26 protein-coding genes are annotated in these 24,789 nt (G+C 65.3%); 14 read left to right on the forward strand and 12 right to left on the reverse strand.

Annotated features, from left to right (window positions below; all coding sequences use genetic code 11):
- The first annotated feature begins 32 nt into the window (after positions 1–32).
- Positions 33–623 carry a DUF4893 domain-containing protein gene (locus tag QUV11_RS10940; protein ID WP_300882564.1) on the forward strand — a complete coding sequence of 197 codons (591 nt, stop codon included), beginning with the start codon at positions 33–35 and terminating at the stop codon, positions 621–623.
- Between the two features lie 183 nt (positions 624–806).
- On the forward strand, positions 807–2,147 hold the full coding sequence (locus tag QUV11_RS10945; protein WP_300882566.1) for an amidohydrolase: 1,341 nt from the start codon (positions 807–809) through the stop codon (positions 2,145–2,147).
- A gap of 12 nt (positions 2,148–2,159) precedes the next feature.
- Here QUV11_RS10945 and QUV11_RS10950 read toward each other — a convergent pair whose 3' ends face one another.
- Positions 2,160–2,978, reverse strand: coding sequence for a division plane positioning ATPase MipZ (locus QUV11_RS10950; protein ID WP_300882567.1), 819 nt, complete (start codon positions 2,976–2,978; stop codon positions 2,160–2,162).
- Positions 2,979–3,091: 113 nt separating this feature from the next.
- Here QUV11_RS10950 and panC point away from each other — a divergent pair, with 113 nt between their 5' ends.
- A complete protein-coding gene (panC, locus tag QUV11_RS10955; RefSeq protein WP_300882569.1) occupies positions 3,092–3,937 on the forward strand; it encodes a pantoate--beta-alanine ligase in 846 nt (281 codons plus the stop codon).
- Positions 3,938–4,043: 106 nt separating this feature from the next.
- Positions 4,044–4,340, forward strand: coding sequence for a hypothetical protein (locus QUV11_RS10960; protein WP_300882571.1), 297 nt, complete (start codon positions 4,044–4,046; stop codon positions 4,338–4,340).
- A 3-nt stretch (positions 4,341–4,343) separates the two neighbouring features.
- Here QUV11_RS10960 and QUV11_RS10965 read toward each other — a convergent pair whose 3' ends face one another.
- From QUV11_RS10965 to QUV11_RS10990, 6 genes are all read right to left on the reverse strand, one after another.
- The gene (locus QUV11_RS10965) at positions 4,344–6,404 is read right to left on the reverse strand and encodes a S9 family peptidase (protein WP_300882573.1); all 2,061 of its coding nucleotides are present in this window, start codon (positions 6,402–6,404) and stop codon (positions 4,344–4,346) included.
- An 80-nt stretch (positions 6,405–6,484) separates the two neighbouring features.
- Positions 6,485–7,633, reverse strand: a complete 1,149-nt coding sequence (locus QUV11_RS10970; RefSeq protein ID WP_300882575.1) for a GNAT family N-acetyltransferase — start codon at positions 7,631–7,633, stop codon at positions 6,485–6,487.
- A complete protein-coding gene (locus tag QUV11_RS10975) occupies positions 7,630–8,430 on the reverse strand; it encodes a glycerophosphodiester phosphodiesterase family protein (RefSeq protein WP_300882577.1) in 801 nt (266 codons plus the stop codon). The genes QUV11_RS10970 and QUV11_RS10975 overlap by 4 nt, the downstream gene beginning before the upstream one ends.
- On the reverse strand, positions 8,402–8,869 hold the full coding sequence (locus QUV11_RS10980; protein ID WP_300882579.1) for a RidA family protein: 468 nt from the start codon (positions 8,867–8,869) through the stop codon (positions 8,402–8,404). Before QUV11_RS10980 ends, QUV11_RS10975 begins: the two co-directional genes overlap by 29 nt.
- Before the next feature lie 31 nt (positions 8,870–8,900).
- Complete coding sequence (locus tag QUV11_RS10985; protein ID WP_300882581.1) at positions 8,901–9,572, reverse strand: HAD family hydrolase; 672 nt, start codon at positions 9,570–9,572, stop codon at positions 8,901–8,903.
- Between the two features lie 17 nt (positions 9,573–9,589).
- Complete coding sequence (locus QUV11_RS10990) at positions 9,590–9,895, reverse strand: DUF3572 family protein (protein ID WP_300882583.1); 306 nt, start codon at positions 9,893–9,895, stop codon at positions 9,590–9,592.
- A 75-nt stretch (positions 9,896–9,970) separates the two neighbouring features.
- Here QUV11_RS10990 and QUV11_RS10995 point away from each other — a divergent pair, with 75 nt between their 5' ends.
- A complete protein-coding gene (locus QUV11_RS10995; protein ID WP_188513366.1) occupies positions 9,971–10,333 on the forward strand; it encodes a response regulator in 363 nt (120 codons plus the stop codon).
- A 28-nt stretch (positions 10,334–10,361) separates the two neighbouring features.
- Here QUV11_RS10995 and QUV11_RS11000 read toward each other — a convergent pair whose 3' ends face one another.
- Complete coding sequence (locus QUV11_RS11000; RefSeq protein WP_300882588.1) at positions 10,362–11,609, reverse strand: acetyl-CoA C-acetyltransferase; 1,248 nt, start codon at positions 11,607–11,609, stop codon at positions 10,362–10,364.
- Between the two features lie 68 nt (positions 11,610–11,677).
- Positions 11,678–13,543 (reverse strand): ABC-F family ATP-binding cassette domain-containing protein, encoded by a 1,866-nt coding sequence (locus QUV11_RS11005; protein ID WP_300882591.1) that lies wholly within the window; start codon positions 13,541–13,543, stop codon positions 11,678–11,680.
- Between the two features lie 278 nt (positions 13,544–13,821).
- Here QUV11_RS11005 and QUV11_RS11010 point away from each other — a divergent pair, with 278 nt between their 5' ends.
- The 6 genes from QUV11_RS11010 (at position 13,822) to QUV11_RS11035 (ending at position 18,992) form a co-directional block, all read left to right on the forward strand.
- A complete protein-coding gene (locus QUV11_RS11010) occupies positions 13,822–14,433 on the forward strand; it encodes an EF-hand domain-containing protein (RefSeq protein ID WP_300882593.1) in 612 nt (203 codons plus the stop codon).
- Positions 14,434–14,530: 97 nt separating this feature from the next.
- Positions 14,531–15,265: a response regulator gene (locus QUV11_RS11015; protein WP_300882595.1), complete on the forward strand. Its 735-nt coding sequence runs from the start codon at positions 14,531–14,533 to the stop codon at positions 15,263–15,265.
- Entirely contained in the window at positions 15,262–16,683 is a 1,422-nt protein-coding gene (locus QUV11_RS11020) for a HAMP domain-containing sensor histidine kinase (RefSeq protein ID WP_300882597.1), read from the forward strand. Before QUV11_RS11015 ends, QUV11_RS11020 begins: the two co-directional genes overlap by 4 nt.
- Positions 16,684–16,895: 212 nt before the next feature.
- The gene (hemB, locus tag QUV11_RS11025) at positions 16,896–17,909 is read left to right on the forward strand and encodes a porphobilinogen synthase (RefSeq protein ID WP_300882599.1); all 1,014 of its coding nucleotides are present in this window, start codon (positions 16,896–16,898) and stop codon (positions 17,907–17,909) included.
- Between the two features lie 4 nt (positions 17,910–17,913).
- The gene (locus QUV11_RS11030) at positions 17,914–18,471 is read left to right on the forward strand and encodes a gamma carbonic anhydrase family protein (protein ID WP_300882601.1); all 558 of its coding nucleotides are present in this window, start codon (positions 17,914–17,916) and stop codon (positions 18,469–18,471) included.
- Positions 18,472–18,485: 14 nt separating this feature from the next.
- Positions 18,486–18,992 (forward strand): PAS domain-containing protein, encoded by a 507-nt coding sequence (locus tag QUV11_RS11035; protein WP_300882603.1) that lies wholly within the window; start codon positions 18,486–18,488, stop codon positions 18,990–18,992.
- A gap of 7 nt (positions 18,993–18,999) precedes the next feature.
- Here QUV11_RS11035 and QUV11_RS11040 read toward each other — a convergent pair whose 3' ends face one another.
- A complete protein-coding gene (locus QUV11_RS11040) occupies positions 19,000–19,257 on the reverse strand; it encodes a hypothetical protein (protein WP_300882605.1) in 258 nt (85 codons plus the stop codon).
- A gap of 170 nt (positions 19,258–19,427) precedes the next feature.
- Here QUV11_RS11040 and QUV11_RS11045 point away from each other — a divergent pair, with 170 nt between their 5' ends.
- The 3 genes from QUV11_RS11045 to QUV11_RS11055 are packed head-to-tail and all read left to right on the forward strand — an operon-like array spanning position 19,428 to position 21,283.
- Positions 19,428–19,790, forward strand: a complete 363-nt coding sequence (locus QUV11_RS11045) for a DMT family protein (protein WP_300882606.1) — start codon at positions 19,428–19,430, stop codon at positions 19,788–19,790.
- A gap of 57 nt (positions 19,791–19,847) precedes the next feature.
- Positions 19,848–20,708 (forward strand): formyltetrahydrofolate deformylase, encoded by an 861-nt coding sequence (gene purU, locus QUV11_RS11050; RefSeq protein WP_300882608.1) that lies wholly within the window; start codon positions 19,848–19,850, stop codon positions 20,706–20,708.
- A gap of 47 nt (positions 20,709–20,755) precedes the next feature.
- The gene (locus QUV11_RS11055; RefSeq protein ID WP_300882610.1) at positions 20,756–21,283 is read left to right on the forward strand and encodes a thermonuclease family protein; all 528 of its coding nucleotides are present in this window, start codon (positions 20,756–20,758) and stop codon (positions 21,281–21,283) included.
- Between the two features lie 7 nt (positions 21,284–21,290).
- Here the strand turns inward: QUV11_RS11055 and QUV11_RS11060 are convergent, their stop codons facing one another.
- Positions 21,291–22,277, reverse strand: coding sequence for a retroviral-like aspartic protease family protein (locus QUV11_RS11060; RefSeq protein ID WP_300882612.1), 987 nt, complete (start codon positions 22,275–22,277; stop codon positions 21,291–21,293).
- An 81-nt stretch (positions 22,278–22,358) separates the two neighbouring features.
- Positions 22,359–24,767: a ligase-associated DNA damage response DEXH box helicase gene (locus tag QUV11_RS11065; protein WP_300882614.1), complete on the reverse strand. Its 2,409-nt coding sequence runs from the start codon at positions 24,765–24,767 to the stop codon at positions 22,359–22,361.
- Positions 24,768–24,789: the final 22 nt, after the last annotated feature.

Here is a 24,789-nt window from a genome sequence, read left to right on the forward strand (position 1 = left end):
AGGCTGGCCACCACGAGGCACGGAGAGTGAGCATGGTTTTGGGGATCCGAGCAGGGCTGGTGCTTGCCGCTGCGGCACTGGGCACGGTGGCCACCGCGCAGGGCTGGCAGGATACCATCACTGCCAGCGATGCAGAGCGGCTCAAGCAGCGCGACACCGCGTTCGCCGCGGCGCTGGCCGAGGTGCGCGCGTCCGAATATGCTGGCGAACTCGCCAAGGACGGTTTGCTCTACGATCCGAAAAAGCGTCTCGAGACGCCGCTGCCCCCCGAGGGACGCTATCGGTGCGCCACCCACAAATTGGGCGGGAAATATCTGGCGTTCATCGCCTATCCCGATTTTGTCTGTGCGGTTTACGGCAGCGGGGCGACCCGGCAGTTCGTCAAGCTCACCGGCTCGCAGCGCCCGGTTGGTTTCATTCACGCCGATAGTAAGCGCGGAGGGGTGTTCCTGGGTTCGCTGATGCTGGGCGATGACGAGACCCTGGTGCCGTATGGGCAGGACAAGGAGCGTGACATGGCCGGCACCGTCGAGCGCATCGGCGAGGACCGCTGGCGGATCGTGTTTCCCAACCCTTATTATGAATCGACGCTCGACATCATCGATCTCCGCCCACTGAAGTGAGGCGCGACGGGTGAGGTGCGCATCTTCGTCATCCCCCGGGCACGCCGGGGGGCCCGCTTGCGCGCAACCCCGGCCACAACGAGCGGTATTCCCGCGGACGCGGAAATGACGGTCCAAATTCGATTGGCGTAATGCGATCAAGGCGTTAGCCTGCGGCTCAAACATATGTCTGGGGAGACACTTATGCCGGTCGCATCGTTTGTAACGCGCGCGTTTGCCGCATCCGTTCTGGCGCTGGCAGCCGCCATGCCCGCGCAGGCGCAGGACACCATCCGCGCCGATATCGCTGCGGACATGCCCGGCCTGATGGAAATCTATCGCGATCTGCACGCCAATCCGGAGCTGAGCTTTCAGGAGGTCAAGACCGCAGCCAAGCTTGCCGCCGAGGCGCGCAGCCTGGGCTTTGAGGTGACCGAAGGCGTCGGCAGGACCGGCGTGGTCGCGGTGATGAAGAACGGTCCCGGTCCGGTGGTGATGCTTCGCGCCGACATGGATGGGCTGCCCGTGGTCGAGCAGACCGGGCTTCCCTTTGCCAGCAAGGTGCGCGCGATGAGCCCCGCGGGGATTGAGACCGGGGTGATGCACGCCTGCGGGCATGACACGCATATGACCGGCTGGGTCGCCACCGCGCGGCAGTTGGTCAAGCGCAAGGCCGAATGGTCGGGCACCTTGGTGATGATCCTGCAGCCAGCCGAAGAGATCGGCTCGGGCGCGCTGGCGATGCTCGAGGATGGGCTCTACACGCGCTTTCCCAAGCCCGAATACGTGCTCGGCTTCCATGATGCCGCGCAGGCACCCGCCGGTTTCATCGGCTACACCCCCGGTTTCGCGCTCGCCAATGTCGACAGCGTCGATATCAAGGTGAAAGGGCTGGGAGGGCACGGTGCCTATCCACAATCGACCAAGGACCCGATCGTGCTCGGCGCGCGGATCGTCACCACGCTGCAGACTTTGATCAGCCGTGAGCTTGATCCGCAGGATGCCGCGGTGGTCACCGTCGGCAGTTTCCAGGCGGGGGCCAAGCACAACATCATCTCCGACGAGGCGAAGCTGCTGCTGACGGTGCGCAGCTATTCGGACGAGACGCGCGAGAAAATCCTCAACGGCATCAAGCGCGTGGCCAAAGGCGAGGCGATTGCCGCGGGCATGCCCGAAGACCGGATGCCCGAGGTGACGATGAGCGACACCTTCACGCCTGCGGTCTACAACAGCCCGGATTTCACCCGCGAGACCGCCGAGATGCTCAAGGCCCGGTTCGGCGAGCAGCGGGTCGCGCAGGTGCCGCCGTCGATGGGTGGCGAGGATTTCAGCCGCTTCTACCGCGCCGATCCCGACAACATCACCAGCCTGATCTTTTGGGTCGGCGGGGTGCCGCTGGCCGAATACAACAAGGCCAAGAAGGAGGGCGCCGAAATGCCCTCGCTGCACAGCCCGTTCTGGGCACCCGAGGCCGATACCGTGATCGCCACAGCCGCCGAGGCGATGACCGCGATGACGCTCAAGCTGATGGCGAAGTCGCCCTGAAAAAGCCGGGCGTCAGATCAGCTGCGGCTGGCGCTCGGTAGCCCGGCTGCCGACGCCGGGGAGGTTGAGCGCCGAGACCATTTCGCGCAGTTCCTGCCGGGCGATGATGTGGCTGGTGCCGAGATCGGCGAGATGGCCCTTGTCGAGCAAGGTCAGCCCCGAGGGGAACAGTTCGCGATAGACAACGCGCTCTGACAGTCCCTGGACATAGCGGAAGCCGACGCGCTTGGAGAGTTCGGCGAGCGCGGCATCGAGCCTGCGCTTGTTGCGGGCATCGGTCTGCTGGGTGCGGTTGCGCAGCACCACCCAGTCGATCTCGATCCCGTCGGTCTTGGCGCGCGCCTTGCGTGCCTCCCAGATCAGTTCGGCATAGAAGCTCAGGCGGCGGACCTTGAAGTTTTCCGGATCGACCTGGCCGATCAGATCGAAATCGACGAAGCTGTCGTTGAGTGGGGTGACCAAGGTATCGGCGCGGGTGGCGACGAAACGCGCGAACTTGTCATCACGGCCCGGCGTATCATAGACCAGAAAGTCGCAGTCCTCGCTCATCTTGACGACCATCTGCTCGAGCCGAGCCTGGCTTTCTTCCTGATACACTTCGAACCGGGGGGTCGGCAGGGTGATGCCGCGCCGTTCCTGTGTTGCCACACGGTTTTCCAGATAGCGGTGCAATGTGCGCTGGCGCGGATCGAGATCGATCGCGCCGACGCGAAAGCCGAGATACGACAGAGCCACCGCGACATGGACCGCGCTGGTGGATTTGCCGGTGCCGCCCTTCTCGTTGGCAAACACGATATGGTGCGGGGACGCCTTGCGCGTCGTCATGTCCATGGTTTTCAGCCCCTTCCAGCAGGCCGACGAATGTGCCAGTGCTGCCTAGTGAATCGCGTGCGGGCACGACCCGTACCCCATTGCGGCAGTTCCCTATCGGAGGCTTTACCAAGGTGCAAATCATACGTCGGCTAGACAGGTTGAGGTCTGCGGTTTCGCTGCTGAGGCGGCAGGGCGGCGAGGTGGCTCTGGTGCCCACCATGGGGGCGCTGCACAGCGGGCACATGCAGCTTGTCCGAGAGGCCCGGCAGCGCGCCGACCATGTGGTCGCGTCGATTTTCGTCAACCCCAAGCAGTTCGGCGCAAACGAGGATCTGGACGCCTATCCGCGACAGGAAGACGCGGACGCTGCAATGCTCAGCGAGGCTGGCGTGGCAATCCTGTGGGCACCCGATGTCGATCAGGTCTATCCGGCAGGCTTTGCTACCAACGTCAGCGTCACCGGGGTCAGCGAGGGCCTGTGCGGTGCGGCGCGGCCCGGTCATTTCGATGGCGTCGCGACCGTCGTTGCCAAGCTTTTCAACCAGGTTCAGCCCGATATGGCGCTGTTCGGCGAGAAGGATTACCAGCAGCTCGCCGTCATCCGCGCGATGGCGCGAGATTTGAACTTCGGGCTCGACATTATCGGTGTGCCGACGGTGCGCGATGTCGATGGGCTGGCGCTGTCATCGCGCAACGCCTATCTGAGCGCCGAGCAGCGCGCTGCCGCCGCGATGCTGCCACGCGCGATGCAGGCGGGGATCGCGGTGATCGAGGCGGGTGGTCCGGTGAGGGAGGCAACCAGCGGCATCGAGCAGGCGCTGCTGGCAGCCGGGTTCGGCTCGGTCGATTATGTCACGCTGGCCGATGCGGCGACGCTTGAGCGGATGGACGCTGCCGACCGTCCGGCGCGGCTGCTGGTCGCAGCGCGCATCGGCGGAACTCGGCTGATCGATAATATGCCCGTAAACGCAAGCTAATGTAAAACTTCTGGCATGGTTACTGCCGAATTAACCTTTTCTTCACCACATTTTCCCAAGCTCGCCCCTGTCGGATCAACCGGCCATGCAAAGAGGGGCATGAGTGATGGCTAACAGTCTGAAGTCCGCGACGTTTCTGATGGAGAGCAAGCTCGCTGCGGCAGCGCGCGGCGACATCAACGCCTATTTCGATCTGGGAGTGGCATTTTCCACCGGGGGACACGGCGTGAATGTCGATCTGATCGAAGCGCACAAATGGTTCAACCTCGCCGCGGTCAAGGGGCATGAGGAAAGCCAGCTGTGCCGCGCGGAAATCTCCGAGGAAATGACCGCACGCCAGATCGCCGAAGCCCAGCGCGAAGCCCGCGCCTGGCTCCAGCAGATCGCAGCGCGCGCCGCCTGAGTCTTACTGCGCTGCCGGTTTGCGGTAGCGTTCGAACCAGGCGATGATCGCCGACGCCTTGGCCGCGCTTTGCGAAGGCCGCGCCGCGATGCCGCCATGGCTGGCGCCTGGAACCTTGACCAAAGCCGTCGGCACGCCGACCAGCTTGAGCGCGGTATAGTACTGCTCGGATTCGCTGACCGGGGTGCGATAATCCTCGCTGCCGACCACCACCAAAGTCGGCGTCTTCACATTGCCGACCAGCGACAGCGGCGAGCGCGCCCAATAGCTCGCCTGATCCTCCCACGGCATTTTCCCGAACCAGTATTTCGCGAAGAACGCCGGGCCATCGGCGGTCAGCGCCTGGCTGGTCCAGTTGATCACCGGCTTTTGCGTCGCGGCCGCCTTGAAGCGGTCGGTCTTGCCGACGATCCAGCTGGTCAGCACGCCTCCACCCGATCCACCAGTGACGAACAGCTGCTCGGGATCAGCCACACCGTCGGCAATCGCCTTGTCGACCATCGCGATCAGATCGTCATAGTCGTTGCCCGGATAGGCATGGTGGATAAGGTTTGCGAACTCAGCACCGTAACTGGTTGATCCGCGAGGGTTCACTGACAGCACCGCATAGCCCGATGCGGCATAGAGCTGGTTGTCGGTCGAAAAATGGGGGCCATAAGCGGCAAACGGTCCGCCATGGATTTCGAGCACCAAAGGCACCCGCATGCCAGGCACGTGACCCGGCGGCAGCGTCAGCCAGCCTTCGACTTCCCGGCCATCGAAGGTCGAGGCGGTGGTCATCTTGCGCACCTCGCCGAGCCGCTTGCTCGCCATCAGCGACTGGTTGAACCGTGTCAGCGTGCGGGTCTTGCCGCCGCTCGCCAGCATGACATCGGCAGGTTTGGTGGCATTGCCGCCCGAATAGGCGATCGCACCGTTTCTTGCGATGCTGAACGATCCGCCCGCATAGGGCCGGTCGAGCGCCGGGCCGGTCAGGCCGCGCACGATCTCGCGCACCGATCCATCCATGCCGATCCGCGCGACGAGGGTTTCGCCATGGTCGTCATATTGCGCGATCAGTGCCTGGCCATCGGGTGCCCACACCAGGGTGTCGATGCTGCGGTCGAGCGCGGGCGCGACCGCGCGTTTGCCCGATCCGTCGCGGTTCATCACATAGGCCTGGGCGTTGTGATAGCCGAGCAGCTGGTCGTCGAAGCCGAGATAAGCGATCCTGCTGCCATCGGGCGATACCACCGGCGATGCGTCGGGCCCATCGCGGTCGGTGAGCGCGGTGATGGCACCGGTGGCGATGTCGAGCGCGTAAATCTCTGCATCGACCGGATCGTTTTCCCAGTCGGGCGAGCGGTTGCCCGAGAAGTACAGCGTCTGCCCGTCGCGGCTCCAGGTCAGCCCGCCCCCGTCATGATACTCGCCGAAGCTGAGCTGGCGCGGTGCGCCGCCGGTCGCGGGGACGACGAAGATCTTGTCGAAGCCGGGCTTGATATAGCCCGCGCCATCGGCACGATAGGAGAGCAGGTCATAGGTTTCGAGCGGCGCTGCCCAGGTCGCTCCCTCGGGCTTGTCGGGCGCCTTGCCCAGCTTCGGGCCTTCGGCGGGCACGAACATGGTGTAGGCTATCTGATTGCCATCAGGGGACCAGGCGATGTTGCCCGGGCTTTGCGGCAGACCCGTGATCCGCACGGCTTCGCCCGAGGCCATCCAGCGCACGAACAATTGCGGCGCACCGCCTTCTGCCGTCGAGACATAAGCAAGGCGCTTGCCGTCGGGCGACCATCGCGGCTGGCTGTGGCTGCCGGGCCCTGCGGCAACCGGGGTCAGCTCGCCGGTGGCAGTATCCACCAGCCAGATCGACGAGACCGCCTTGTCCGCCATGATGTCGTTGGCGCGTCGGACGAACGCGATCTTGCCGCTATCGGGTGCGATCTGCGGATCAGCGGCAACCTCGAGCGAGAACAGGTCCTGGCCGGTCAGCCTGCTGTCGGGCGCAGTCTGCGCGACCTGTGCCATGAGGGCGGTGGGGCTGGCGAAGGCAAGCAACAGGGCGGCAAGACGAAGGGTGCGCATGGGGCGAAGGCTTTCTGCAGGAAGGTCAGGAGCTTAGGCAGGTGTTGCTGGTGCGATGGTGCGCTGCCCGCGCGCCAGCGTCAAGCAGGAGATGGACCGCGCCGGAACGGAAGCATCTCGGTCAGCATGTCGCGGTCAGCCTCCACCGCTGCGCGCTCGCGCACGAGGAAATCACCCACAGCGCGGCGAAAGCCCGGATCGGGAATGTAATGCGCCGACCAGGTGATCTCGGGCGCATAGCCGCGCGCCATCTTGTGCCCGCCCTGCGCGCCCGCCTCGACACGGGTCAGGCCGCGTGCCAGTGCGGCGTCGATCGCCTGATAATAGCACAGCTCGAAATGCAGGAACGGCTTGTCGACGGTACAGCCCCAATAGCGGCCATAGAGCGTATCGCTGCCGATAAAGTTGAGCGCGCCGGCGATCGGGCGCCCTTCGTGCAGCGCCAGGATCAGCAAAATGCGATCGGCCATCGTCTGACCCATCAGGCTGAACGCCTCGCGGGTGAGATAGGGCTGGCCCCATTTGCGCGCGCCGGTGTCCTGATAGAAGATCCAGAAAGCGTCCCAATGCTCTTCGGTGATCATGTCCCCCGTCAGGTGGACGATTTCGACGCCCTCCTGTGCGTTGGCCCGCTCCTTGCGCAGGTCCTTGCGCTTGCGCGAGGTCAGCGAGGCCAGGAACCCCTCGAAGTCGCCATAGTCCTCATCGTGCCAGTGGAACTGGGTGTCGGCACGCAGCAGCCATCCGGCCTGTTCGAACAGCGGCAGTTGCGCAGGCTCGATAAAGGTCGCGTGGACCGAGGACAGGGCGTTCTGCTCGGCAAGGTTCTGCGCGGCGGTGAGGATCGGCAGCGACCAGACCGGATCGGCGAGCAGGATGCGTGGGCCGGTTGCCGGGGTGAACGGCACCGCGATCTGCAGCTTGGGATAATAGCTGCCGCCAGCATTTTCCCAGGCGTGCGCCCAATTGTGGTCGAAGACGTATTCGCCCTGGCTGTGGCTCTTGAGATAGGCCGGCAGCGCGGCGACCAGCGCGCCGTCCTCGCCCTTGATCGTGATCGGGGCAGGGGTCCATCCGGTGCCGCGCCCGACGCTGCCCGATTGCTCGAGCAGGCTTAAGAACGCGTGGGACACGAACGGATTGTCCGGACCTGCCAGAGCATCCCATTGACCAGCATCGAGTGCGGCGATGCTGCGGCCGACCTCTGCGGTGATCGCCCGCTCGTTCATGCTGGTAGCGCGGAGTCCGGCATGGCTGTCCGTTCGTAGATCGGTGCATCGGCATATGCAGCGGCGATGGCGTGCTGATCGTCGCTGCGCACGGTCCAGGTCAGCACCGGTAGCCCGCGCGCGCGCTGCGCGCCGGCGAAGCGGCTGGGCAGGTCGCGGATGTCATAGGCCAGAAAATCGGGTTTGGCCTTCCACAGGTCGCGATGGCGTTGCAGCATGCCCTTCCAGCCGCGGTTGCCTTCCTCGGTGATGACAAGCCCGCGTGTGATGTGCGGTGCCTGCCGCCGGAACCACGCCGACACGGCCGGGTGGAAGCCCATGATCGCCGCCTTGCCGCCATAGCCTTCTAGCGCGCGGCGCACCGCCAGGCACAGGGGCGCGACGTTGTCACTCTCGGTCTTGATCTCGATCAGGATCGGCGCGCGCCCGCGCACCACGCCCAGCACCGCGCCAAGCTCGGCAATCGCGCCGTTCTGACCGATCAGGCGGATCTGGGTCAACTCGGCGGCGGTCTTGCCGTCAACCCGCCCTTGCGCCAGCGTCAGCCGGCTGAGCGAGAAATCGTGGAACACCACCGCGCGGTTGTCGATGCTGCGCTGGACGTCGCATTCGATGCCATGGCCCGCCGCGATCGCTGCAGCAAAGGCGGGCAGGCCGTTCTCCAGCACCGGCCCGTCCCAGTTGCCATCATGCAGTCCGCGATGGGCGTAGGGCTGCTCTCCCAGCCAGGCGATGCGGCGGGGGTCGGGCGGCGGCGCCAGCCAGCCGTCAAGCAGGCCGAACGGCAACAATTGCATCGATTTCCACGGCTGCGCCCAGCGGCAGCACGGGTACGCCGACAGCGCTGCGCGCATGCTGGCCAGCGGGGCCGAAGACCTGCGCCATCAGATCGGAAGCGCCATTGGCGACCTTGGGCTGGGCGTTGAACTCGGGCGTACTCGCAATGAACGCGCCCAATTTGACGATCCGCTCGACCCGGTCGAGCGAGCCCAGAGCTGCCTTCATCTGCGCGATCAGCATGATGCCGCATGCGCGTGCCGCGGCTTCTCCGGCTTCGAGCGAAACATTCTCCCCCAGCCGTCCGGTGACCACCTTGCCGTCGATGAACGGCAGCTGGCCCGAGATGTAGAGCAATCCATTTACTTCCACGGCGGGAACATAGGATGCCACGGGGGCTGCCGGCTGGGGCAGGTCCAGCCCAATTTCGGCCAGCCTTTTTTCAATGATGTCAGTCATATGCGCATTCTCTCCAATGGGTGGGCCAGCGTCAAGCTGCCGCTGCGATGCCGGGGGCAGGGACGCCCAGCGCAAAACGTTCGAGCACCCAGTCGAGCGCTTCGTGCCAACTGTCGATCCGGGCATGGGCATGGCCGGCGCTGGCGGCACAGGCGATATGCGGAGCGAGCGCGGTCTCTCCGACCATGTGCAGCCGCCAGACCTCGGGTGCGTGCTCGGCGGCGGATTCGTGGTGCTGCGGCAGATCGTCGACGAAGATCGCGACCGAGGGGGCATGCTCATCGATGATCCGCTTCAGGGGTTCGCCCTTGGGCCCCTGGTTGCAGACGACGCGATGGTGCACGCCAAAGCGCGCCAGCTGCTCGCTGCGCGACTGCTGGCGGTGATCATTGAGGTTGGTCAGAACGACGATGTCGGCCTGTTCGCTGATCGCCTGCAGGGCCTCGATCGCGCCCGGGATCGGCATCTGGCGATGCATTTCGGTGTCGAAGAACGCATTGAGCAAAGGCCAGATATCCCCCGGTTTTACCGCTTCGCGCGTCTTGCGATCGAGCAGCGCCTTGGCGAAATCGCCGCCGGACATGTCGAACTCGATGTCATGCGCCTCGTCCAGCCATTCGCGGAACGGGGAGACCATATACAGCAGCACCTCGTCGCAATCGGTGATCAGCAGTGGGCGGGGGGCTCGGGGGGAGGGGGTCATGTCGGGTCCGTTCGGGGTCATGTCTGGCGTTCAAGTTCAATGCGGGCGTTGACCAAAGCCGGCGGGCTGGTGCCGATTGCATCGGCAGCGGCAACCAGATCGGCCTCGTGCCCCTCGAGATAGCGGACGAATTCCGCCAGAATTCTGGGGTTCGAGGCGCCCTGGCGCAGATCGTCGACGGTCATTCCGGTAAGTGACAGCAACCGGTCGGCGCGCTCACCGTCGCCCAGCAGCCAGGATAGCGCCATCAGCGCCATCGTCGCAGGATCATTGGGCTGACCCCGGTCTGCCCTGATTGTGTCTGGCCTGATTGTGTCGGTCACGGCTTTGGCCTACATCCACGTTCTGGTGAATAACGTCCGGCGCCTCGCGCGTCGGCAATTTGGATAAGCGGTTCAGTGGCAAAAAGAGTGCTGGTTGTCGAGGACAACGACCTCAATCGCAAACTTTTCTGCGATCTCCTCACCGCGCACGGCTTTGCCGTCGAGGGGCTGGCGGATGGCCGCGAGGTTATGGAGCGTGCACGTCAGTTCGTGCCCGGATTGATTATCATGGATATCCAGTTGCCCCACATCAGCGGGCTCGAACTGATCGAGGCGATCAAGGCCGATCGCGACCTGCGGCTGATCCCGATCATGGCGGTCACCGCGTATGCGGGCAAGGGCGACGAAGACCGGATCCGCGACGCCGGCGCCGAGGGCTATGTGTCCAAGCCGGTGTCGATCGGGCCGTTCATGGCGGCGGTGAACGCGCTCGTGTAAAGCGCGCTCACCGGGCCGAAGTTCAGTTTCAGATACGCTCGATGATGATCGCAGGGGCCATGCCGCCCGCAGCGCACATCGTAATGAGGCCATAGCGGCCACCCGAACGTTCCAACTCGTCAAGCGCGGTGCCGATCAGCATCGATCCGGTCGCGCCGATCGGATGTCCCAGCGCCATCGCGCCGCCGTTGATGTTGACCTTTTCGCGGTCGAGATCGAGATCGCGGATGAATTTCTCCGCCACCACCGAAAACGCCTCGTTGATTTCCCACACGTCGATGTCGTCCTTGGTCAGGCCTGCGCGCTCCAACGCCTTCTTCGCCGCGGGGACGGGGGCGTTGAGCATCAGCGTTGGGTCATCGCCCATGTTGACATAGGTGACGATGCGCGCGCGCGGCTTTAGCCCGTGCTTGTCGGCATACTCCTTCGAGGCGATCAGCACCGCTGCTGCACCATCGACCACGCCCGAGCTGTTGCCCGCGTGGTGGACGTGCTCGATCGTCAGGTCGGGATAGCGCCGATTGATCTGCTTGCGGAAGGTCGTGCCGCCGATCTCGAAATCGGCCAGCGCGGTGAACGCGGGCTTGAGCCCGGCAAGGCTCTCGGCGGTGGTTTCGGGGCGCGGGAACTCCTCGCGGTCGAGCGCGACCGAGCCATCGGGATTGTGCACCGGCACCACCGACTTGTCGAAACGGCCCTCGGCGATCGCGCGCGCCGCACGCTGCTGGCTGACCAGAGCGAGCGCATCCAACGCTTCGCGCGAAATGCCCTCGATCGAGGCGATCGCATCGCCGCACACGCCCTGGTGCGACTGCGGGTGCAGTTCGTCGAGCGCAGGGTTGTGCGATCCCATCAGCGGCGGCGGCATGCCGGCGTTCGCTTCGGCTGCGCCCACGGTCTGGGTGTAGCTCATCATCTCGGTGCCGCCCGCGATCACGCAGTCTTCCATGCCCGACATCACCGATGCCGTCGCCATGTTGACCGAGGTGATGCCGCCGCCGCAGAAGCGGTCGAGCGTCACGCCGCTGGCCTTGACATCATAGCCTGCCGCGAGCGCGGCCATGCGGCCAAGGTCGCCGCCCTGCTTGCCCTTCTGGGTCGAGGTCGACCACACGATATCGTCGACGGTCGCGGTGTCGAGGTGGTTGCGGTCCTTGATCGCCTTGAGCACGGTCGCGGCAAGGTCCTGCGGATGCAGGTGCGACAGCGCGCCCTTGCCGGGCTTGCCGACCCCACGCGGGGTGCGGACAGCGTCGATGATATAGGCGTCGGCCATGCAGGTATCCTCTCGGGCTTCGTTGGTTTAACCGATCAGTTAAACCATCCCCGGGACGCCAGCAAGCGTCAATTCAGCGCTTCGAGCTTCTCGTTGTTTTCAAGCCACGTCGCCTCGGCTGCGGCAAGCTCGTCGCCCAGCCGCGCGCGCTGGCGGGCCAGTTCGCTCATCGTCAGCTTGGCGTGCTCGGGCTTGGCCGAAGAAGGGTCGAACATCGCGCGGTCGAGGTCGGAACACTGCGCCTGAAGTTCGGCGACGGCCTTTTCGGCTGCCTTGACCTTGTTCTCGACCTTGCGGACCTGATCGCGGTGGAAGGCGTCGGCCTTCTTGTCCTTCTTGGACATCTTGGGCTTGGGCTCGCCCTTGGGCTGGTTGATGCCCAGCACGAAGTCCATGTAATCGCGCATCGAGCCGTTGTATTCGGTCGCGGTGCCGGCATCGACCAGCACCAGCCGGTCGGCGGTCAGCTCGACCATGTGGCGGTCATGGCTGATCAGGATCACCGCGCCGTCATATTCGTTGAGCGCCTGCACCAAAGCCTCGCGCGCATCGACATCCAAGTGGTTGGTCGGTTCGTCGAGGATCAGCAGGTGCGGGGCATCGCGGGTGATCAGCGCCAGCGCCAGCCGCGCGCGCTCGCCGCCCGACAGGGTGCCGACGCTCGACATCGCGCGGTTGCCCGAGAAGCCGAAGCGGCCGAGTTGCGCGCGCACGGCTGCAGGCGTCTTGCCCTTCATCGCGCGGGTCATCTGTTCGAGCGGGGTGCTGTCGCTTTCGAGTTCTTCGACCTGATACTGGGTAAAATAGCCGATCTGCATCTTGCCCGCGGTATCCATCGCACCTTCGAGCGGCGGCAGCTGGGCTGCGAGCAGCCGTGCGAGCGTGGTCTTGCCGTTGCCGTTGCGCCCCAAGAGCGCGATCCGGTCGTCGGGATCGATCCGCAGGTTCAGCCGCCGCAGGATCGGCGTGTCCGCGCTATAGCCGACCGCGGCCAGATCGAGCGTGATCAGCGGGGGCTTGAGCTCGGAAGGGCTGGGGAAGTCGAAGGTCAGGCTCGGATCTTCCATCAGCGCGGTGATCGGCTGCATCTTGGCGAGCATCTTGGCGCGTGACTGCGCCTGCTTGGCGGTCGAGGCGCGGGCGCTGTTGCGCGCGACGTAATCCTGCAACTTGGCGCGCTGGGCATCCTGCGACAGCTTGGCGGCGGCGAGCTGCGCGGCGCGTTCGGCGCGCTGGCGCTCGAAGCTGTCATAGCCGCCGGGATAGAGCGTCACCTTGCCGCCCTGCAGGTGCAGGATGTGGTCGACGACGTTGTTGAGCAAATCGCGCTCGTGGCTGATGACGATCAGCGTGGCGGGGTACGCCTTGAGGAAGTTTTCGAGCCACAAGGTCGCTTCGAGATCGAGGTGGTTCGAGGGCTCGTCGAGCAGCAGCACGTCGGGCTGCGAGAACAGCAGCGCACCCAAAGCGACGCGCATCTTCCAGCCGCCCGAAAAGCTGTCGAGCGGGCGGTTCTGCATCTCGTCGTCGAAGCCGAGGCCGGTGAGAATGATCGCCGCGCGCGAAGGCGCGCTATAGGCATCGATCGCGAGCAACCGATCATGGACATCGCCCAGCCGGTCGGGATCGGTGCAGGTTTCGGCCTCTTCGAGCAGGCTGGTGCGCTCGACATCGGCGGCGAGCACGGTCTCGAGCGGGGTCATCGCGCCGTGCGGGGCTTCCTGTGCGATATAGCCCAGTTTGGCGAGGCGTGGCATGTCGATCTCGCCGTCATCGGGCTCGAGTTCGCCGATCATCACCTTCATCAGCGTGGACTTGCCCGCGCCGTTGCGCCCGATCAGGCCGATACGGCCGCCAGGGGGAATGGACGCGGTTGCGCCGTCGAGGATCGTGCGGCCACCCAGCCGGACGGTGATGTTGTTCATTGCGAGCATGCACGCGCGCCTATCAGGGCGCGGCGCATTAGCCAAGCGGGGCGTTGCTGCGATGCAGCGAAAACGTTGCCAAAACCCCTATCAGCTTGCGCGCGGATGAACGCTCGGCCCCATCTGATACACTTTGCGACACTTTTGCCGGTGATCCGGCATAGCTGTGCGACATTGGACTCCTAAAACGGTTCTCAAGGAAGTCGTTCCGGTCCCCAATTTCCCCCTTTGCAGCGGGGCTGGGGCGACTTCCTCCGATTTGGAAACGAACCACAAAGGAATACCCCATGAAGAAGACCCTTATAGCAGGTGCCGCTCTCGCCGCGATGCTCACTGGCAGCATGGCCATTGCCCAGCCGGGCGGCGGCAAGATGCGCGGCCCGGATGCCAATCAGGACGGCGTGATCACCGAAGCCGAGGTCCGCGGCCATGCGCGCGAGCGCTTTGCCAAGATGGACGTCAACAACGACGGCAAGATCGACAAGGCCGACCGTGAAGCCCGTCAGGCCGAGCGCTTCAAGAAGCTCGACACCGACGGAAACGGTCAGATCAGCCAGGCCGAAATGACCGCAGCGCGCGAAGCCCGTGAAGCCAAGCGCGGTGAGCGCATGGCGCAGCGTGGCACCGAGGCCAAGCCGGGCGAGACGCGCGGTGGACCCGGCGGCAAATGGCGCGGCAAGCGCGGCGGTGGCGGCGAAGGCATGCAGCGCGGCATGATGCGGATGGACACCAACAAGGACGGCGCGATCTCGCTGGCCGAGTTCGAAGCCGCCGCAGTCGAGCGCTTCAAGCGCCAGGACACCAACAACGACGGCCAGGTGACCAAGGCCGAACGCGACGCTGCGCGCGAAGCGATGAAGCAGCGCTGGCAGGAAAAGCGCGCTGCTCCCGAGGGCTGATCCAGCCTTGATCCGACCTTCCGGCCCCGGTGCAGGTTCCCCGCTGCACCGGGGCCGGTTGCCTTTGCCCCCCGCAACCGGCACATGCTGAATTGATATGAACGAACCCGTCCACATCCTGCTCGTCGATGACGAACCGTCTTTGCGCGAACCTCTGGCCGAATATCTCGTCGGGCAGGGCTTCGACGTGACCGAGGCAGGTGATGCCGCCAGGGCGCGGACGTTGATGCGCGACCAGCGCTTTTCCATCCTGCTGCTCGATATCATGATGCCCGGCGAGGATGGCCTGAGCCTGTGCCGCCATGTCGCGGCGCAATCCGAAATTCCGGTCATCCTGCTCACCGCGAAGGGCGAGGCGATGGACCGGATCATCGGATTGGAAATCGGCGCGGATGACTATGTCGTCAAACCCTTCGACCCGCGCGAACTGGTGGCGCGGATCAAGACCGTGCTGCGCCGCGCTTCGCGGTCCCCGCAAGCGCTCGAGGAAGACGTGCAGGGCTTCGAGTTCGACGGCTGGACGCTCGACACCGTCAAGCGCCGCCTGATCGATCCCGATGGCGCGCTCGTCCCGATCTCCACCGCCGAATTCAAGCTGCTCCAGGTGTTCGCCGAACATGCAGGGCACGTGCTCAACCGCGACCAGTTGCTCGATCTCGCGCATGGCCGCGAGGCGCATCTGTTCGATCGTGCGATTGACAACCAGATCAGCCGTCTGCGCAAGAAGGTCGAGGTCGACAACCGCAGTCCCAAGCTGATCAAGACCGTATGGGGCGGCGGCTACACGCTCGCCGCCAAGGTGCGCCGTCTGGCCAGCCCCGATACGCCATGACCATTGTAAAGCGGCCGAGTTTGAAGAGCCTGTGGCCGTCCAGCCTGGCCGGCCGCCTGCTCGTGACCATCGCGCTCGCGCTGCTGGTCGGGCAGTTGCTCAACGGCGTGCTGCTGGTGCGCGCGCAGCGAGCGCAGGCGATGGACCGGGTTGCGGCCGAGGCTGCGGTCCGGCTGATCGCAGCGACCGACCGGATCGAGGCGGGTCGCCCGCTGCGCGAGCGAAGGCTCGGGCGGATGAACCGCGCGCCCGGGCTCAGGCTGCGCCGCACCGACCTGACACCCGCCAACCCGCTCAAGCCGGGAATGCGGGCGTTGCCTCAACTTGAGGAACGACTCGACGCGATCCTGCCGAGCTATGGCGTGGAGTATCGCCAGATCGATGCCGCCGCCATGGCGGCCCCGCCACGGCCGCAGCGGATGGCGCGGCTGTCGGCGGAAATTGGCGGGCGCGGAGACGCGGAAATCCGCCAATTGGCGCTGATCGCGATCGAGCGCCCGGACGGCCAATGGCTGAGCGTCGGGGTCCCCGTGCCCGAGGCGTCGAGCCGCGTCGGCGCGACGATCATCTTTCAAACGGTGGTGCTGTATCTGGTGATGCTGGTGCCTTTGGTGTGGCTGACCCGACGGATCGCCCGGTCGATGGGGGCATTGCGCGATGGCGTCGCGCAGTTCGAGCAGACCCAGCAGGCGCAGCCGATCGAGCCCTCGGGCCCCAGCGACCTTGCCGACCTGACGCGATCATTCAACGCGATGAGCGCGCGGATCGCCGCGATGCTCAACGAGAAGGACGTGATGCTCGGCGCGATCGGGCATGATCTCAAGACGCCGCTTGCAGCCTTGCGGGTCCGCGTAGAATCGGTGCCCGACGACCGCCAGCGCGGACGCATGGTCGCGAGCATCGACGATATCACCCGCACGCTCGACGACATCCTGTCGCTGGCGCGGATCGGACGCACCGGCGAGGCGCCCGAGCCGGTCAATCTGGGCGCCTTGGTCGAGATGATCGCCGACGAATATCGCGATCTGGGGCAGGACGTCGAACTGGCCGATTGCGAGCGGATTGTCGCGCCGCTGCAGCTCACCTGGATCCGCCGCGCGTTGCGCAACGTCATCGGCAACGCTGTGCGCTATGGGACGCGCGCGCGGATCAGCGTTGCGCGGCAGGCGTCGTCTGTTTCGATCACGATCGACGACGACGGGCCTGGCATCGCCGACGACCAGATCGAACGGATGTTCGAACCTTTCACCCGGTTGGAAGCCTCGCGCAACATGGCGACCGGCGGCACGGGTCTGGGCCTGACGCTCGCCCGCGCGGTCGCGCACCAGCATGGCGGTACGCTGACGGTGCAGAACCGGCGCGGTGCGGACGGTGCGGTCGAAGGGCTGCGCGCGGTGCTGACGCTGCCGGTGGGGTGAGGCGTTGTGGACGTCCCTCGACTTCGCTCGGGATAGGCGGGGTGGGGGTGTTTGGCATTTTGATGGCTAGCCTGTACGTACTATACCTGTCCGCTAAAGCCCCCCTCCCGTGTTCCCGAGCGAAGTCGAGGGACGTTGCGCCTCCCGTGCCTGATTGACCCCAGTCCGCAACACCGCTTCCCCTCGACCCAACCACCCGCTAATGCTCGGGCATGACGCACACCACTCCCCCCACCGCCTATCCCGCAACCCGCCTGCGCCGCACCCGTGCGACCCGCTGGAGCAGGGAGATGGTCCGCGAAAACAGCCTGACGCCCGCCAACCTGATCTGGCCGTTGTTCGTGACCGAAGGCGAGGGCGTCGAGGAGCCGATCGGCTCGCTTCCCGGCGTGTCGCGCTGGTCGGTCGATGGCATCGTTGCTCGTGCCAAGGAGGCCGCAGAGCTTGGCATCGCGTGCATCGCGCTGTTTCCCAACACCCAGGCCGATCGCCGCAGCCAGGATGGCGCCGAAGCGCTCAACCCCGACAATCTGATGTGCCGCGCGATCCGCGCGATCAAGGCCGAGCTTGGCGACCGGATCGGGGTGCTCACCGATGTCGCGCTCGACCCCTACACCGCGCACGGCCAGGACGGGCTGATCGACGATGAAGGCTATGTGCTCAACGACGCCACGGTCGAGGTGCTGGTCGGCCAGGCGCTCAACCAGGCGGCGGCGGGCGCGGACATCATCGCGCCATCGGACATGATGGATGGCCGCATCGGCGCGATCCGCGCGGCGCTTGAGGCGCACGGGCACCACAACGTCCAGATCATGAGCTATGCTGCGAAGTACGCCAGCGCGTTCTACGGCCCGTTCCGCGATGCGGTCGGCTCGTCAGGCCTGCTCAAAGGCGACAAGAAGAGCTATCAGATGGACCCGGCCAATGCCGACGAGGCGCTGCGCGAAGTCGCGATGGACATCGCCGAGGGCGCCGACAGCGTGATGGTCAAGCCTGGCATGCCCTATCTCGATATCGCGGCCAAGGTGAAGCAGACCTTCGGGCTGCCCACCTACGCCTATATGGTCTCGGGCGAATATGCGATGATCGAGGCGATGGCGGCGGCAGGCGCGGGCGACCGCGACGCGGTGGTGCTCGAAAGCCTGCTCGCTTTCCGCCGCGCCGGGTGCAGCGGCATCCTCACCTATCACGCGCTCCACGCCGCCAAGCTGCTGGCGAAAGGCTGACATCATGCAGGACGTCTCGATCATCAGCCTGCACGGCAAGACCCCGCGCATCCATGACAGCGCGTTCATCGCGCCGGGATGCCGCATCATCGGCGATGTCGAGATCGGCGCCGATGCCAGCATCTGGTACAACTGCGTGATCCGCGCCGACGTCAACCGCATCGTCATCGGCGCGCGCACCAATGTGCAGGATGGCAGCATCATCCATTGCGACAGCCCGCGCCCGGGCCTGGAAGACGGTTATCCCACGCTGATCGGTGACGATGTGCTGATCGGCCATCTGGCGATGGTGCACGGCTGCGTGCTTGAAGACCGCGCGTTCGTCGGGCTGGGCTCGATCGTGATGGACGGGTGCCGTATCGGCAGCGATGCGATGCTGGCCGCCGGTGCGATGCTGACGCCGGGCAAATCGATCCCCGGCGGCCAGCTCTGGAGCGGTCGTCCTGCTCAGTTCATGCGCGATCTGCCCGAACCTGCGATCGCCGGAATGCGCGTGGGAGTTGCGCACTATGTCGAGAACGCGCGCGCCCACAAGGCGGCGCTTGACGGTTCTGTCACCTGATCCAGGCTCAGATCGTGGGGGTATGGCTGATCGATCACCTTCCGTGGATGTGCGCGCTGGTCGCGACGCTGGTCGCGCTTGCGCTGCTGCGCCGTCTGCACCTGACCCAGCACGAGAACTGGGCGCTGCATCAGGATCGCAACCGGGTCAGCCTGTCGCTCGATCTGGCCCACAGCGTGGGCAGAATGGGCATCTGGCAGTTTGAGCGATCGGACGCGTCGCTGGTCTGGTCGGACGAGGTGTTCGTCATCCATCATCGCGACCGTCGCCGCGGTCAGCCCGGGCTGGACGAGGCGATCTCCTATTATCATCCCGACGATCGCCTGAAGGTTGCCGATGCGGTGCAGCGCTCGCTCGACCATGGCGAGGACTATGACCTGCGCGCGCGGATCATCACCGATCGGGGCGAGGTGCGCGAGGTCATGTCGCGTGGAACCTGTCGCTTTGGTCGAGACGGCACGACCATAGGCCTGCTCGGTTTCGTCATCGACCTGACATCCGGCCCGGTCGGGCAAGCCTGATTGCGCGTCAGCCTGTTCTGTAATTGCGCGGCGGAACGAACCGTTCGCCGCGCGCCCGCGCCTGCATAGCCTCATCCGCGATCGCGGTCTTGCGTTCGACAGCGGCGATCCGCGTCGCCTTCCGCCGGGTCAACCCACCGCTTTCCTCGGTCAACGCCATCGCCACCTTGCGGATCTGGTCGCCGCGCGTGCCGATGACCAACGCCAGAAAGACCGAGGCAAGCGAGATCGAGAGGAATGAAATGAACACACTGTCTGGTGACATGCTGACCCCCTTTTGCGAACAACTACAACAAGATGTGCGCATTGCTGGTTAAGCGCGGCTTGGCAGCAGGGGTTAACAGGTCGTTGACGACAGATTTATCTTCTCTTTACCTCTCGCGCACGCCGCGCTGCTGGAATATCGATCGATCCGTCACGCAACGAAAGTCCGCCATGCCCAGCCAGATCGCGCCCACCGTCCTGCTGCTCGCCATATCCAACATCTTCATGACCACCGCCTGGTACTGGCACCTGAAAGGTGGACCAGAGGCTGCGGCGGCCCGGCCGATTTTCTGGGTGATCGCGATCAGCTGGGGAATCGCGCTGGTCGAATATTGCTTTGCCGTGCCCGCCAACCGCATTGGCTTTGCCCATGGCTGGACTCCGGGCCAGCTCAAGATCGTGCAGGAGGCGCTGGCACTGACCGTGTTCGGCGTGTTCATGGTGGCGGTTCTGGGCGAGGCACTGCACTGGCGGCATTTTGCCGCGTTCGCCTGCATCATGGCCGGGGTGGGTTTCCTGTTTGTTGGGAAATAAGCCCTACAGCGCGGACATCGATGCCCGCAATTTGCTAACCTCGCGCGTGGAGTGACCATGACCGACAGCTACAGCCTGACCCTGTCCTGCGCCGATCGACCCGGCATCGTTGCCGCGGTCGCCGGCTTTCTCGCCGGTCATCACGCCAATATTCTGGAATCGCAGCAGTATAACGACCGGATCGAAGACCGGTTCTTCATGCGGGTCAGTTTTGAACTGCTCGAGGGAGCCAAGCCGATCGACGATTTCCGCGATGCCTTTGCGCTCGTCGCAGGTTCGCATGGGATGGAGTGGTCGATCCGCGATACCGCCCAGCCGCGCCGCGTGCTGCTTCTGGTCTCGAAGTTCGACCACTGCCTGAGCGATCTTCTCTACCGCGCGCGCATCGGCGAGCTCAACATGGTTGTCACCGGCATCGTCTCCAACCACCCGCGCGAGGCGATCAGCCACACCATGATCGGCGATATTCCCTATCACCATCTGCCGGTCACCGCGGCAACCAAGCCCGCTCAGGAGGCCTCCATTCGCGCGATCGTCGAGCAGACCGAAGCCGAGCTGGTGGTGCTGGCGCGCTACATGCAGATCCTGTCGGACGAGATGGCGCAATATCTCTCGGGGCGCTGCATCAACATCCACCACAGCTTTCTGCCCGGGTTCAAGGGCGCCAAGCCCTATCATCAGGCGTGGGATCGGGGCGTGAAGATCATCGGCGCAACCGCGCATTATGTGACGGGCGATCTCGACGAGGGGCCGATCATCCACCAGGATATCGAAGCCATCAGCCACAGCGACACCCCCGATGACTTGGTACGCAAGGGCCGCGACATCGAGCGGCGCGTGCTCTCACGCGCGGTGCGGTTTCATCTGGAGGACCGGGTGCTGATCAACGGCAGCAAGACGGTCGTTTTCCACGATTGATCTGCTCGCGATAGGGAACCGTTAACCCGGCGGCGCGATCATGCCGTGTGGCCAAATCCTATCCCGTTCGCTCGCGCAAGGCCGAGCCAGACTTTACCCGCCTGATCGTGCTTGCGATGCTGCTCGCTGCGCTGATCGGGTGGAACCTCAACGCCTGGCTGATGCCGCTGCCGCAGGACGCCGCCGCGCCAGCGTCGCTCGATCTCGCCAGCGCGCAGCCGGACGCGGTATCGGTCCAGTTCGGCATCTGCGGTGGCGGCGCGCGGGTCACCTGCGTGGTGGACGGGGATACCATCTGGCTGCGCGGGCAGAAGATCCGCATCGCCGATATCGACACCCCCGAAATATCCTCGCCGCGCTGCCCTGCGGAGCTCGAGCGCGGAAGGCGGGCGACCCATCGCCTGGTCGAGTTGCTCAACACAGGCCCGTTCACGCTCGAACCCGTCGACCGGGCGCAGGACCGCTATGGCAGAGCACTCTTCGTGGTGGCGCGCGACGGAGTGAGCGTCGGCGGCGCACTGGTCGATGAGGGCCTGGCCGTTTGGTACGGCAACGGTCGCCCCGACTGGTGCTGAGCCGGCGCTAGATCCTGGCGCCGGCGGGCTTGCGCGCTGCCTTGCCGGGCATATCGAACAGCACCCGACGCTGCTTGAAATCGATCATCATCCGGCTGAAGGCGCGCAACGTGCCCATGCCCAGCAGCAGGGCAGGGGTGTCGTCCAGACCCAGTTGGGTGAAGGCCTCGGAATCGGTGAACAGGATCGGCACATAGTCGAACTGCGCGCGGCCGATCCGGAAATCGGAAGCGAACCCGGCATCGACATCGATCGACTGGCCGGTCACCGAAATCAGGCTGCCCTGGTCCTGGGTCAGGCGTTTCCCGTTGCCCAGCCGCCTCAGCAGCGCGAGGTTTCCGATATTGGCCTGGGCCCCGGTGTCGATCACCACGCTGATCCGCCGCCCGCCCAGCGTCGCATCGGTGAAGATCAGCTGGCCAGATTTGCGGCGCGCGGTGACGACGATCTCGAAACCACTGATCGGCGCGCGCCGGGTGACATCCTCGATGCTGATCGCATTGGATGTGAAATCGAACAGAATGCGCTGGTCCTGCAGGCCATCCAGGCCGAGAATCCCGTCCGCGCCGATGTGATGCGATTCAAGGATCGGCGCGACCACCTCGCCGTAATTCTGCCGTCCCAGGGTCAGCCCGGGCACATAGACGGTTTCGACCATCTTGCTGCCGGCGATGCTGACCAGCCGGGCGACCTGGGCGAACTCGAGCATCAACCGGGCAGCGATGTCGCGCGAGACGACGGTGCGTTCAGAGCCTGTATCGATCAGAAACGAAAATGGCCCGCGCCCGTCGATGCCCACCGGAACTGTCATCCGGTCGGCGCGATCCTGGGCGATAGCGACGATCTCGGCAGCGGCGCTGACCGCATTGGGTTCGAGTGCGCCGACGGTGGCATTGGCCACGCCGGGGGCAGGATCGGAGGGTTGAGCGGTAACGGCAGATGCGCACAGGGCGACCACAAGAGCCAGCGCGCCGCACAAGGGGCGTAAAGTCATACCGGTGGTCCTCTCGCGCGCCCGAAGGTTGAAGCCGTCGCGGCGTGCGGCAAGGGTACCATTCGCCGCCAGCACTGGCAATCAGTCGCCGCGCATCGCGGTGGCGGCAAGGCTCTCCGCCTCGACCAGCAAGGCATCGTCGGTCGAGCCTTGCGCGACGTTTTCGCGCCCGATCATCACCAGCACCGGCACCGCGAGCGGGCTGACGCGTTCGAGATCGATATGCAGCATCGTTCCCGCCGCGCGGTCGAGCAGATCACCCAGCCGCCCGACATCGGTCATCCGGGCGCGCGCATCGGCCCAGGCCGCCTCGAGCAGCACGTGGTCGGGCTCGTACTTGCGCAGCACGTCGTAGATCAGGTCGGTCGAGAAGGTCACCTGCCGCCCCGACTTCTTCTTGCCCGGATGCTGGCGCTCGACCAGCCCGCTGATCACCGCGACCTCGCGGAACGCGCGCTTGAGCAGGTAGGAATTCTGCACCCAGTCGGTGAACTCGTCGGCAAGGATATCGGCCGACAGCAACGCGCCCGGATCGGTGATCGGCTTCAGACCCCAGACCGCGAGCGCGTAATCATTGGCGACAAAGCCCATCGGCTGCAGCCCGCGATCCTCCATCCGCCGCGTGAGCAGCATGCCCAGCGACTGGTGCGCGTTCCATCCCTCGAACGGATAGCAGACCATGTAGTGCCGCCCATGGTGCGGAAAGGTCTCGACCAGCAGCTGGTCGGGCTCGGGCATCGCCGAGCGCCAGTCCTGCATCTCGAGCCATTCGCGCACGTCATCGGGAAAGCGGCTCCAGCTTGCCCGATCGGTGAGGAAGTTGCGCACCCGCTGCGACAGGTGCGTGGTCAGCGGCATCCGCGCGCCGCCATAGCTGGGGATCTGCGAGGCCTTGGAGGATGCCTTGACCAGCAGGTCCATGTCCTTGATCCGCTCGACCTCGAGCCCCATGCCTGCGAACACGAAGGTGTCGCCCGGCGCGAGTTGCGCGGCGAAATTCTCCTCGACCCGGCCCAGCGAGCGCCCGTTCTTGAACCGCACCTCGAGCATCGGCGTGTCGACGATGATCCCGGCGTTGAGTCGGTAAGCTTGCGCGAACTTGGGGTGCGCCAGCCGCCAGGTGCCATCGGGCAGCCGCACCAGCCGCTTGAAATTGTCATAGGCCCTGAGCGAATAGCCGCCGTTCTCGACAAAGCCGAGCACGCGGTGGAACGCGGCGCGGTCGATACCGCTATAGGGCAAAGCGGATTGCACCTCGTCGAGCAGCGCATCCTCGTGGAACGGCCCTGCGCAGGCTGCGCCCATGATGTACTGCGCGAGCACATCGAGTCCGCCCGGACGGAAGCTCTCGCCATCGCGCTGGCCTTCGGTGACCGCATCGAACGCGGCTTGCGCCTCGAGATATTCGAAGCGGTTGCCGGGGACCAGGATCGCGCGGCTGGGGCTGTCGAGCCGGTGGTTGGCACGGCCGATCCGCTGCAGCAGCCGCGACGAGCCCTTGGGCGCGCCCATCTGGATCACGCAATCGACATTGCCCCAGTCGACGCCCAGGTCGAGGCTGGCGGTGGCGACCAGAGCGCGCAACTCGCCACGCGCCATCGCGCCCTCGACCTTGCGCCGCGCCTCGACCGAGAGCGAACCGTGGTGGATGCCGATCGGCAGATGCGCCTCGTTGAGTTCCCACAGCTTCTGGAAGATGAATTCGGCGAGGAAGCGCGTGTTGCAGAACACGAGCGTGGTCTGGTTGCGCGATATTTCCTCGAGCACCTGCGGCACCGCATAGTTGCCGCTGTGCCCGGCCCAGGGGACGCGGTCATCGGTGATCAGGATCGATAGATCGGGCTCGGCACCGGGTTCGCCCTCGACCAAAGCCACGGTATCGATATCGCCATAAGGCGCGAGCCAGGCGCGGTAGGCGTCGGCATCCGCTACCGTCGCCGATAGAGCGACGCGCCGGAGTGCGGGGGCGATACCCTGCAACCGGGCGAGCGAGAGGTTGAGCAGATCGCCGCGCTTCGAGGTGGCGAACGCATGGACCTCGTCGACGATCACGGTCTTGAGCCCGGCGAACATCTCGAAGCTCTCGGGGTAGGACAGCAGCAGGCTGAGCGATTCGGGCGTGGTCAGCAAGATATGCGGCGGGCGCGCGCGCTGGCGCGTCTTGCGGTCCGATGGCGTATCGCCGCTGCGCGTCTCGATGGTGATGCCCAGCCCCATCTCGGTCACCGGGGTCAGCAGATTGCGCTGAATGTCGTGCGCGAGCGCTTTCAGCGGCGAGATATAGAGTGTGTGCAGCCCGTCATGACTTTTGCCATCGGCGAAATCGGCGAGGGTGGGCAGGAAGCCTGCGAGCGTCTTACCCGCGCCGGTCGATGCGACCAGCAGCGCATGGCGCCCGGCGTCGGCCTGTTCCAGCATCTCGAGCTGATGCCGCCGGGGGGCCCAACCGCGCTGCGCGAACCAGTCGGTGATGATTGCGGGCAGCGCCATGGCTGCGGATATAGGGGGAGAG

This window comes from Blastomonas sp. (genome assembly GCF_030373265.1).
Lineage (GTDB): Bacteria > Pseudomonadota > Alphaproteobacteria > Sphingomonadales > Sphingomonadaceae > Blastomonas.